The sequence below is a fragment of the Bacteroidota bacterium genome, assembly GCA_023957335.1.
GTDB lineage: Bacteria > Bacteroidota > Bacteroidia > NS11-12g > UBA955 > JALOAG01.
This window is the reverse complement of record JAMLHC010000003.1, coordinates 26222-38677: the sequence shown is the minus strand read 5'-3', so window position 1 is coordinate 38677 and position 12456 is coordinate 26222. Positions and strand designations below refer to the sequence as shown.

The following is a 12456-nucleotide window of genomic DNA, read 5'->3' as shown; positions in this document are numbered from 1 at the left end:
TCTATTTGAAAATAGAGCCACGGTTGAGCAAGGTTTTAAAACCTTTCAAATTTGCTGAAAAAAGTGTTTCCTTCTATTTCTGCATTTTCATCGCTATCTGAACCGTGGATTGCATTTGCATCAATAGACTCGGCAAAACGGTTGCGGATGGTACCGGGAGCAGCTTTTTTAGGGTCTGTTGCACCGATTAAATCTCGGAAATCTGCCACCGCATTCTCTTTTTCAAGAATGGCTGCTACAATACTGCCGGAGGTCATAAAACTAACCAAATCATTAAAAAAAGGACGTTCTCTGTGAATTGCATAAAACATCTCTGCTTGTTCTTGGCTCAAACGGGTGTATTTCATCGCCTTTATTTTGAAGCCTGCGGAAATAATTTGGTCTAAAATTTTGCCCGTGTGTCCGTTTGATACAGCATCGGGTTTAATCATTGTGAATGTTTGATTGGTTGTCATTTATTGTTCTATTTCTTTTGCGCTGCAAAGGTAGTGGGTTTCAATCTGAAAATTTAGTGAATCACAATATAATCATCTGTTTTTTTAACTAATAAGACCAAGAAAAAAATTGGTTTTTAAATTTGGTTTGGTCTTTCATTTATCGGATACTATCCTGAAAATGTGCATTTGGATTTTTTTAGGTAAGATACTTGGCTATTTTTGCCACATATAAAAAGATGAAATTATGAATAAAAAATATTTATTATTTGTTGGTATTGTGATAGCACTGTTTGGTTGGCAGCAATCTTCTGCAGCTAGATGGTATGTTGATGTGAACGCCACCGGAGCCGCAAATGGTGCAAGTTGGAAGGATGCATTCACCGGACTGCAAGATGGTCTTGACAATGCTGTAAGTGGAGATACAATTTGGGTGGCATCGGGTACTTATTATCCCGTAAAACCGCCTGTTGTCTCTGTGGACCCGCGCGACAGAACCTTTCTCATGAAAAACGGTGTGCATATTTATGGTGGATTTGTTGGCACTGAAGTGAATTTAGCTGATAGAAAAACAGATTCTACTAACCTGCATGTTAATTATGAAACGATTCTTAGTGGAGATATCGGTAATGTCAACGATCAATCTGACAATGTATATCACGTTGTTATTTCAAATAACCTTTCCTCATTCACATTAGATGGTTTTACTGTAAAAGCAGGATTTGCCTCTGAAATGACCTTTTTAACCGTAGGAGGAAATGATATTTATAGAAATGGAGGTGCAGGGATTTATAATTTTGAAACTCAAGGGATATACAGAAATATTGTAGTCAGAGACAATCTTGCTTTTAGTACGGATGCTGAGCTTGGCGGAGGTGCAGGTATGTATAACTGGGAAATTAATAATCAAGGTACTTTGTTGGTAGATGGTTCTGTGTTTTTTGGTAATACTGCCAAAAGTTGTAATGGAGGTGCTATGTATAACTCGAACAGCAGTGTTACTATTACAAATACCTATTTTACTAAAAATATAGCCAATACTGATGATGAAGGCGGTGGAGCTATTGACAATAGAGAAGGCAGTGATTGTGTAATCGAAAATGTTGTTTTTGATGCCAATGAAAGTACTAATTCCGGTGGTGGAATTTATAATGACGGTAGCAGTTGTAATTTGACTAATGTGCTGTTTGTAAACAATATAGCATCGGGTAGTTGTGGTGGCGGAATGGATACAGATGGTGGTAGTAATGCCATTTTGAATAATGTTACTTTCAAAAATAATTATGCCGAGGAGGACGGTGGAGGATTGTATGGTTGGAAAAGCAGTCCCACACTGAATAATGTTTATTTTTATAATAACACTGCCAACGGAAACGGAGGCGGTATGTATTATTACAACACTTGTAAACCTGTCATAACTAATGCAATCTTTATGTACAATACTTCCAACGCATACTTTGGTGGTTTTGGCTTAGAAAGAGAATCAGAAGCTGTGGTTACAAATGTGTTATTTGCGCGTAATTATGCAGTAAATGACGGAGGAGGATTAGGTGCTTTGGGTTCCAATACAGCTATGATTCTTACCAATGTAACAGTTGCCAATAATTACACCAAAAATGGCACCGGTGGAGGAGGTTATGACCAAGGTTCAACCTCGAAAATTAGAAATACAATTTTTGCCGGCAACTATCCCGATGAAGTAAATATTGCAGCCGCACTTGCCATGCTTGTCAAACACTCTATTGTTGGCGATACTTATCTTGAAGATGGTAGTGTGAATCCATACGGAACTGTTGTAGCATCTACTGCTTATTTTGAAGATACGCTCAATAATGATTTCAGAATGGTCTCAGGAAGTGTTGCACTTGACTTGGGTGACAGCACTTTTTATGCTCCTGCCGCTACGCCTAATTTGTCAACTGTAAAAATAGATTTGAACGGACTGGAAAGAACATTAGGAAATAATACAGACATAGGAACTTATGAAAAATGTCCGCAAATTATAATTCCGAGTGGAACAGTGTCCGTTAGCCCGGGAGAATTGGTGCCCAATGGAACTACCATGATATTCACATTAACTCCCAAAAATGCAGGTAGCAACCCCACTTTTCAGTGGTTCAAAAATAGTACTCCTATTGCAGGCAAAACATCTGCTACCTTTAGCGGAGCTGCCGGAACTGATTTTGGTGACAATGATACAATCTGGGCGATGATATACACTCATGAGTCATGTATTAGCCCTGCCAATACCGCAAGTGCCAAAAAAATTGTAAAAATATGTCCGCAATTATTATTGCCTTCGGTAGTAGTTACTTTATCTACCGGAACCCTTGTGCCTTCAGGTACTGCGGTTAAATTCTCTCTTAATTTGACCAATGTGGGAGGAAGTCCTGTGATTGAGTGGTTCAAAAATGGAAAGAAAATTCCATTTGCGTCCGGAGTGTCTTATACAGCAACAGCAGGTATAAATTTCAACGATGCGGATACTTTTACAGCCAAAGTGGTTTCTTCAGACCCTTGTGCAGTTCCCAACAATGCATTAAGCAATTCATTGGTAATGCACATTTGCGCTAATGTTGTTACACCTTCAGCATCATTGTCGGTTGACAAAGGGACCCTTGTTCCAAACGCTACTCAGGTTAGATTTACCTTGACGCTTACTGATGCAGGTGTGAATCCTACCATAGAGTGGTACAAAAACAATATTCAAATCATAGGTCAAACAGGAGTAACTTACGATGCAGTGTCCGGTTTGGATTTTAATGATAAAGATACCATAAGTGTAAAAATAACTTCACTTGACCCTTGCGCTGTTCCTAATAATGCGGTGAGTAATAATATAGTGATGAATATTTGTCCAAACACTGTCATACCGTCATTAACCATATCATCTGACAAATCGATGCCTGTTCCTCCCGGTACTGCTGTTACGTTTACTGCCAGTACAGCTGATGCAGGTGTGAACCCTGATTTTGAATGGTATTTAAATGGTGCAATTATTCCTCTTGTTACAGATAATTATTATACAGCAACGTCCGGTGTTGATTTCAAAACCGGAGATTCAATATGGGCTAAGGTAATTTCACACGAACCTTGTGCAGTACCTGATTTTGGTTTCAGTAATAAATTGATTATTGACATTTGTACAAACGTTTTGGAGCCGACCGTTGATATTAGTGTGTCTCCACAAACCGTAGTTCCTGTGGGCGCTACTGTTACATTCTCTCTTGCGATAACGGATGCGGGTGCAAATCCTGATATTGAATGGTATAAAAATAATACACGTATCAATACACAAAGCGGAAAGATGAGTTATGTAGCTGTTGCCGGAGTTGATTTCAGCGAAGGTGATTCAATTTGGGCAAAAATCACTTCACATGATCCTTGTGCCGTTCCGAACAATGCTTCTACCCATAAAATAGTGATTGAATTTTGTACCCAGACCATATTGCCTACAGCTACATTGAGCAAAGATGTTGAAAGTGGTGTTTTTGCCGGTACAGATATAAACTTTGTATTGACAGTTAAGGATGCAGGTGCTACTCCTGCAATAGAGTGGTATAAAAACAGTACGCTTATTCCAACTGCAACAGGACTTAATTATACTGCAAAAGCAGGTACAGACTTTGACAATGGGGATACGATTTGGGCATTGGCAATTGCTTCTGACCCTTGTGCAGTTCCTTCTGAGGCTATTTCTAATAAATTTGTCATGAATGTATTTGGTTTGAGTGTGAATAAAATCGCTTCAAACTTTGATATGCACCTTTCTCCAAACCCGAACAAAGGAAGCTTTGTGCTTAATGCAAACTTTGTTGCAGGAGAGGATTATGTCCTTAATGTGGTGGATGTAATCGGCAGAAATGTGTATTCCGAGAAATTCCAAATCAATACATCCAATAAAGAATTAACTCTTCCTGCATCGCTTACACCGGGAGTTTATTTGCTCACTATCTATAATCCTCAACAAGGCAGGAGCACACTCCGATTTGTGATTGAGTAATCTAAATATTTAACATATCAATAAAAGGCGACCTTAGAAGTCGCCTTTTTTATGCTTGAGGATGAATTAGATAAGTACTGAATTGAAAATTGGATATAACTTTCACTTACGGATATTTCGATAAATATTGTCTAAAACGATTGCTGTTGCCATAGCAGCGTTCAGAGATTCAATCTGCCCACTTCCTTTGATGGTGATTTTTTGTGTAATAAACTTCTCAACTTCAGGACTAATTCCGCTTCCTTCATTTCCAATTACAATGATACAAGTGTGTGGAAAGTCAAAATGATGAATATCCTTTCCTTCTAAGAATGTCCCTAAAATAGGAATCTTTGCTTTCTGCGCTTCAGCAAGCCATAGCTCTTTTTGTGTATAAGTAAAATTGATTTTGGCAAAGCCACCCATGCTGGCTTGAATGGTTTTAGGGTTGAAAATGTCGGCACAGCCAATGCTCAATGCAATATTTTTGAAGCCATACCATACAGCTAATCTAATAATTGTGCCCAGATTACCCGGGTTTTGTATTTCGTCCAGAAAGAGCGAACACCCGTGTTGAATATCTATAGCTTCTAAAGATTGTTTGGCAAAAGGTACAATCGCAATTACATCTCCGGCATTTTCAAATGAGGATATCTTGTCAATCTTGTCGGCATTGTTATCTATGACTTTGCTATGCGGAAAGAGACGGCTAAGTTCCTTGTCTTGATGTGCCCTATACAGTATTGTGTCGGGAATAAAGTGCGTATTTTTTAATTCCTTAATAGATTTATTTCCTTCGACTACAAATTGGCTATATTTTTGCCTACACTTTTTGACTTTAAGCGAAGCAAATTGTTTTAAAAGCGCATTACTCAACATTTGGCATCAAAAGTAAACATAAGTTTTTTCATAGGTATAATTGCAGTACTGATATTTGCATCAAGTTGTTCGCTTACCAAAACTGTTCCTGAAGGAAAGCATCTGCTTATGAAAGTGCGCTATGATTTGCATGATGTCCCCAGACAGAAACAAAAATTACCTGAATACAAAGAATTAAATAACTATAAACCCAACCGCAAGATATTGGGACTAACGCGTTTTCATCTCAAATTGTATAATGCGGCTACCAGCACAAAGGATTCAGCCTTAAATAATACTAAAATCAGAAGGTATTTTAGAAATGTAGGCGAACCTCCGGTTTTGTTTGATTCCACTTTGGCAGATAAAGCCGCAAATAATATCGAGCAATTTTTGGTTAACAGCGGTTACTATGATGCAGAAGTTTTTTATACGGTGCATTACAAAAAGAAGAAAGTCAAATATCTCATGTATCATATTTCTCCCGAATATTATTATAGAGTCCAATATTACAAAATCGAATGTAAAGATTCTATTCTGAGAGAATTGGTTAGAAATGATATGGTCAATAGTCTTTTTAAGGGAGGAAGACGTTTGGAATTTGAAACTATTAATCAAGAGCGTGAGAGAGTCCTAAAAACAATCAGAAACAATGGATACTATGCTTTTAAAAAGGATTTCATAGATTTTGAGTTGGATACATCCAAGTCGCGGCATACTGTAGATATCAAGCTCATCATTTCTATTCCTTCAGACCCAAAAGTATTAGCGTTGTATCATATTGACAATATTACCGTTCAAATCAATTCGCCTTATCACAAACCATTTTCAGAGTATTTTGAATATGATAGTGTTAAGTATTATACCAATAAGTATCCATTTTATGCCAAAATGTTGCGGAATAATCAGTTGATACAAAGAGGTAAGCTATACAATCAATCTGAATTTGATTTGACATACAGAAGGTTAAGTGCATTAGGAGTTTTTAATACAGTTGAAATTGACACAAAGAAATCGCTGAATGATAGTTTCGTGCTTAATACAAGCATTGTTTTGACGCCCGGATATCTACAGAGTTTTACAGTTGAACCTCAAGTTATTTCGTCAGATTTGAGTAATCAGATTTCCAACATGGGAAATTATAGAAACTATGGTGTTGCAGGAATTGTAACGTATTCACACAAAAATGTTTTTCATGGTGCAGAACGCTTGGATTTGTCCTACACGCTTAGAGCTGAAACCCAGTTGCGTTCTAATGAGAATTTAGGTCGTTTTTTTACAAACTTCCAAACCGGTATTACAGCTAACCTATATGTTCCCAGTTCTTATGTTTGGCAATCATTTATTGAAAGAAAAAAACTCAATTCGGTGAAGTCTGTTTTTTCACTTTCTTATATCTATGAAAATAATCTTGATTTTCAGCGTAACATACTTCCGGCTTCTTTTTCATATCAGTTTGTTAAAGATAGGAATATATGGCTATTAACTCCTGTTGAAATTTCATATTCAAACAGTCGTATAGTACCGGGGTTTTTGGATAAAGTAAGTGGACCCAATCTCGAATATGTTAAAAGATTATTTGCCAATAACCTTATTACTTCCACCGGATTGAGATGGAGTCATTCTCATTTCAAGTCAGGAAACACCAAAGATTATGTTATTTGGAGACTGAATATCATTGAGTTTGGAGGTAATATTCATAGATTAGTGCGCAGGGCATTGGATGCAGAAAGAAACGTTGATACCACTTATGATTTTTTGGGTGTTAACTATTTTCAGTTTGCCAAATCAGAACTTGATTTAAGAATTGGGAAATATCTTGATATGAATAACGCACTTGCGTTTAGATTGAATGTGGGCGCGGGAATTCCCTATGGAAATGATGATATTCTCCCTTTTGATAAACGATTCTTCATTGGAGGTTCTAATAGCTTGCGTGGTTGGAGACCCAGGACTTTGGGTCCAGGCAGTTATATTGATACCACTTCGGGGACCCGTATTGACCGTTCCGGAGATTTGATTATACAAGGGAGTGTAGAATATAGGTTTAAATTTATCAAACCACTGGAACTTGGCATTTTTGTAGATGCCGGTAATGTGTGGAATATTATCCCCAACTCCGGAACAACCCGACCGGAGATGTTCGATTATAGAAGGTTTATTGGAGAAATGGCACTCAATACCGGTATAGGTTTTAGGTTTGATTTTGAGTTTTTTATTTTTAGGTTAGATTGGGGGATTCAACTTAAAGACCCCGGAGTTGCCAAAAACAATGGTTGGGTAGCCAAGGAGTTATTTAAACCTAAAGGTATTAATTATACGGTTTTAAATGCTGGTGTAGGCTATCCTTTTTAGGATTGAGATTCTGCTTCTAATTTATAAGCTCCCATTTCTGAGAATTTTGCAATTCTACTTTCTATAATTTTGTCCGCAGGTATGTCTTTCAAAGATTTATATAGCCTTTTAATTTCTCTTTTTAAGATTTCGGCAGCCTCCTGAGGATTGTAATGAGCGCCACCCAAGGGTTCTTCAATGATGCCGTCAATGAGTTTGTTTGTTAACATATCTTGCGGGGTGAGTTTAAGTGCATCGGCTGCTTTTTCTTTGTAATCCCAGCTTCTCCATAAAATGGAAGAACAGTTTTCGGGTGAAATTACAGAATACCATGAATATTCCATCATCATCACTTTGTCGCCTACCCCAATTCCCAAAGCACCTCCCGAAGCACCCTCTCCAATAACTACACATATCACAGGGGTTTTGAGAACCGCCATTTCCATTAAATTTTTGGCTATAGCTTCGCCTTGCCCTCTTTCTTCCGCTTCTAATCCGGGTGAAGCTCCGGGTGTGTCAATCAGAGTAAGGATTGGCTTGTTGAATTTTTCAGCCAGTTTCATGAGTCTAAGAGCCTTTCTATATCCGTCAGGATTAGCCATCCCAAAGTTTCGGTATTGACGTTCTTTGGTGTTGCGACCTTTTTGCTGACCGATAATCATGAAGGTTTGTCCGTCAATAGTGCCAAAACCACCCACAATGGCTTTGTCGTCATTTACAACTCTGTCTCCATGTAATTCAATAAAGTCAGGTGCAATATTTTGGATATAATCTAAAGTATATGGTCTGTCGGGGTGTCTGGACAGTTGGACACGTTGCCAGTTGGACAGGTTGCCGTAAACCTCTTTCTTTAGCTCATCAATTTTCTTTTCTAATTGAGCAATGGTGTCTGTCATGTCAACTTTGCCATGAGAATGGGTTTCTTTCACTTTGTCTAACTGCTCACAAAGGTCTTCAACCGGTTTTTCAAAATCAAGGTAATTCATTTTAGCTGCAATATTAGGTCAAAAATGTGAAATCAAATATTTACACCCATTTCTTGTAAAATATGGTCAGCACCCGAAAGATATTTCATTATATAAATAACATAACGGATGTCCACTCCCACAGAGCGACTGTAATTCTCATTCCAAGCATAATCATTGATTGTTGCAGTGTAGGTTCTGTCAAAATTCACACCTACCAAATTGCCATCTTTGTCTAAAATCGGGCTGCCTGAATTCCCCCCGGTAGTGTCGAGATTGTAAAGCATGCAAACTACGGGTTTACCGCTTTTCTTATCTACTAATATTTCAGGATATTGTCTTTGGTCAAAGAAGGTCCTCAGGTTGTCAGGCAGGTAATAATCGGGGTTGCCACTATTGTATTTTTGTTGGATGCCTTCTGCGGATGTAAAGGGGTAATCAATTTCACCGTCATTTGGGGTATATCTGCGGATGTAACCGTATGTAAGTCGTAATGTTGAGTTAGCATCAGGAATAAAATTGCTTGGCTGTGTTTGGTATTTTAGTTCTGTATAGATGGGTATCCATACATTTAACTGAGCATCGATGAAGTCCTTTTTGGCTTTGATTTTATCCATATATGGGAGCAATTCTTGAAGAAAGCTAATCATTGGAGAATTAATCTTTTCAAACTTTTCAGGTTTTGTTGATAAAGTACGCAGCCATTTGTCTCTATCCTTCTGAAAATGAACATAAAGATTTTTTAACCATTCTTCTTTGTTCTTTGCTTTGCGATAAGCAGCAGTTGTAATATTTTCTTTCTCTAATTTGAATACTAATTCTTTGAAAAAAGCAAATTCTATGTCTTGATTTTGCAATGTAAACCTCTTGTTCAATAGATTGCTCATTACATCTTTCTTATTTGTCCAAAAATCTTGCAGGTCTTTTTTAGGTTGGTTCTGATATCGGATAATGGTTAATGCGGTTTGTACATAAGCGACATCATTGTTTAAGAAATTGAAAATGAATTCTTGTTCAAACATTTGATTTTTAATTGAGTATAAGCTATCAATCTTGTCAATGACTTGTTCGAAACTGTTGCCCATTTTATTTTTTATTGCCCATTGTTTCATCATAATATCTCCATCTCTTTTGGATTGAAGAAGATTCGTGCGTTTTAAACCTTGAATTTTTCCTTCATAGTTTTTCTTGACATTGGCTAAGCTTTTGATGGTGGAGGCGAGATTGAGGTAGCGTGCTTCATCACCTTTGTTTATGCTTACTTCCATCATGGTTTTAATTTTGAAACCGAACCAATCAGCAATAAAAGGTAATAAATGGTCTTCTTGATATTCAATAAACTTGGCAGGTTGATGCCTAAATGTTTTGCCGGGATATCCGAGTATAAAAACTAAATCTTCTTCTTGTACGCCATTGGGATTAACTTTAAGAAATTTAGTCGGTTTGTAGGGAACATTGGATTCGCTGTAATCGGCTGCTTTATTGTCTTTGTTTGAATAAGCTCTTAAAATAGAAAAATCACCGGTATGCCTTGGCCATTCCCAATTGTCTGATTCGCCTCCAAACTCTCCGACTTGGCGGGGCGGAACATACACAAGTCTGGTATCTGTCAGAATTTCATAGCGAAAGAGTACGTAAGTTATACCAATAAACATTTCTGAAACCTCAATTTTTAAGTCAGGATGCCTTTTGGACTCTTCTTCAATTAGCTTTTTTGTATTTTGAGTGATTATCTTTTCGCGTTCTTTACCCCCGGTTTCATCTGTAATACCTTTCAGTATAATACTTGATACGTCTTCGTAGGAACGGGTTATTTTACATTCAATCCCAACGGGTATTTCATCGTTTCTTGATTTTGCCAAAAAACCCTTTTCAAGGTAATTATTTTCAACTGTTGATACTCTGCTGACAGCGCCAAATGCACAATGGTGGTTAGTAATAATCAAACCATCTTCGGAAATAAAAGAACCGGTACATCCGCCAAGACGGACTAAGGCATTGGTTAAGCTAATGCCATTAGGGTTGAATATATCTTCTTGTTGTATATTGAATCCGGCTTTTTTGAAATCTATTTTACTCAAATCACTCAAAGGGAACATCCCTTCTTCCTGTTTGTTTGAGCTGAAAAGTATTGTGCTTATTATGCATCCAATTAAAAGTGCAATCTTCTTCATAATCTATTAAAGAATAGTTCTTGTTAGTGAGCTGGCGAAATTAGTGAAAGTATTTGTGTTGAGACTTGAATAGAAGTATAAATAAAAAGAGGGTGGTTAATAATAACCACCCTCTATATTCTATTCAGTAATTAAATTAGTACTTGATATTAAAATCAACTCTTCTGTTTTTGGCTTTTCCTGCTGCAGTTTTGTTGTCTGCAACGGGTTTTTCATCGCCATATCCAATAGCGGTTAGTCTGCTTTCATCAATTCCTTTGCTCACTAAATATGCTTTAACGGCATCTGCTCTTCCTTGGGATAGTTTCTTGTTTGCTTCTGATTTGCCCACATTATCAGTATGACCCTCAATGTCAACAAATGCTTCTTTGTATAGAGTGAGCATTTCAACCAAAATGTCCAAGTTCTTATAAGAATCTTTTGTAATAATAGTTTTTCCGGTCTCGAAATTAATTCCTTTAGCTGCTAATGCAATTTTCTGAATATCTTGTTTTTTGATTTCAGGACATCCTTTGTTGGCAGCAATACCGGGTACGCTAGGACATCTGTCTAAATGGTCAGGAATTCCATCTCCGTCAGAATCAGGACAACCTTCCCATTCAATAGGTCCTTTTACATCAGGACATTTATCGTCAATATCAGGAACGCCATCTCCGTCTCTGTCGGGACAACCTTTGAGTGCGGCAGTACCAGCTTCATTCGGACAACGGTCGTCAATATCAGGAATGCCATCTTTGTCCGTATCAGGACATCCTTGGAATTCAGCTAAGCCGGCAACCTCAGGGCAACGGTCTTTTTTGTCGGGAATGCCATCTCCGTCTGTATCAGGGCATCCATCGAATTGCGGAATACCTTTGGTATAGCGACAAGAGTCAGCATGGTCAAAAATTCCATCACCATCAGAGTCAAGAGGGCAGCCTACGCTGTCAACAATCCAGCCAATAGGGGTTTTTGGGCATTTGTCAAATTTGTTAGGTACTCCGTCATTATCACTGTCTTTGAGTTTTTTAGGACCTTTTTCATAGTTTAAAAAGTCATAAGGTAGGTTGAATACTACACCCACAGAATGATACATATAGGAGTCATAGAGCTTTCTTCTTTTGTGTATGCCATCTGTAAATGGGTATCCGTCCCAAATGTCATTATATGTGTAATTGAAAACGGTTTGTAATCTAATGCCAACTTTTTCGTTGATATTGAATTGGAGTCCACCGCCTCCGGTCAAAACACCGGAAAATTCAGTCAAATTGTTTCTGGTTTGATTCAAAATGCGAGAATGTATATATTGAAATCCCACGCCTCCAACTAAGTAGGGGAATATTTTTGATTCTGAAGAAAGTATGATATCGTTGTTGAATTTGTATCTTAATCCGGTTGATACATTAAATAGTCTGGCTCTAAAGCCTGCATTGTCAAAGGGTGGATCTACATAAGGTACACTTTTGTAATAACCTAAATCACCGGACCCGCCAAATAGCATGACGTCAAAGGATGGAGAAAGATAATGACTGATACTGCCTCCCGCCCCCATATAGTTTGGTTTTTTCGAGAAAAATAATGAATTTCCGTGGTCTCCTTGGTATTCCATAAAACCTCCGTTAATTTCAATACCGAGTTTGTTGTCTGCATTTTGTCCGTAGGATTGGGTGCTTAAGCCAATAATCAATGCAAGTGGTGTAAATAAGGTTAGTAATATTTTCTTCATGATC

General features: G+C 37.7%; 7 protein-coding genes. 2 read left to right on the top strand and 5 right to left on the bottom strand.

The annotated features are described in order from the left end of the window. Positions 1-35: 35 nt before the first annotated feature. Positions 36-455 carry a nucleoside-diphosphate kinase gene (locus tag M9892_06145; GenBank protein ID MCO5253923.1) on the bottom strand — a complete coding sequence of 140 codons (420 nt, stop codon included), beginning with the start codon at positions 453-455 and terminating at the stop codon, positions 36-38. Between the two features lie 226 nt (positions 456-681). On the opposite strand from M9892_06145, the gene M9892_06140 reads away from it, so the two are divergent. Continuing rightward, entirely contained in the window at positions 682-4437 is a 3756-nt protein-coding gene (locus M9892_06140) for a T9SS type A sorting domain-containing protein (protein ID MCO5253922.1), read from the top strand. Positions 4438-4539: 102 nt separating this feature from the next. Here the strand turns inward: M9892_06140 and M9892_06135 are convergent, their stop codons facing one another. After that, complete coding sequence (locus M9892_06135; protein ID MCO5253921.1) at positions 4540-5295, bottom strand: RNA methyltransferase; 756 nt, start codon at positions 5293-5295, stop codon at positions 4540-4542. 108 nt (positions 5296-5403) lie between these two features. Here M9892_06135 and M9892_06130 point away from each other — a divergent pair, with 108 nt between their 5' ends. Next, positions 5404-7629: a BamA/TamA family outer membrane protein gene (locus M9892_06130; protein MCO5253920.1), complete on the top strand. Its 2226-nt coding sequence runs from the start codon at positions 5404-5406 to the stop codon at positions 7627-7629. On the opposite strand, the gene M9892_06125 is transcribed toward M9892_06130, so the two are convergent. From M9892_06125 to M9892_06115, 3 genes are all read right to left on the bottom strand, one after another. After that, complete coding sequence (locus M9892_06125) at positions 7626-8594, bottom strand: acetyl-CoA carboxylase carboxyltransferase subunit alpha (GenBank protein ID MCO5253919.1); 969 nt, start codon at positions 8592-8594, stop codon at positions 7626-7628. The two genes, M9892_06130 and M9892_06125, sit on opposite strands and share 4 nt — an antisense overlap. A gap of 32 nt (positions 8595-8626) precedes the next feature. Further along, a complete protein-coding gene (locus M9892_06120) occupies positions 8627-10747 on the bottom strand; it encodes a S46 family peptidase (GenBank protein MCO5253918.1) in 2121 nt (706 codons plus the stop codon). Positions 10748-10883: 136 nt separating this feature from the next. Then, the gene (locus tag M9892_06115; protein ID MCO5253917.1) at positions 10884-12452 is read right to left on the bottom strand and encodes an OmpA family protein; all 1569 of its coding nucleotides are present in this window, start codon (positions 12450-12452) and stop codon (positions 10884-10886) included. Positions 12453-12456 lie beyond the last annotated feature (4 nt).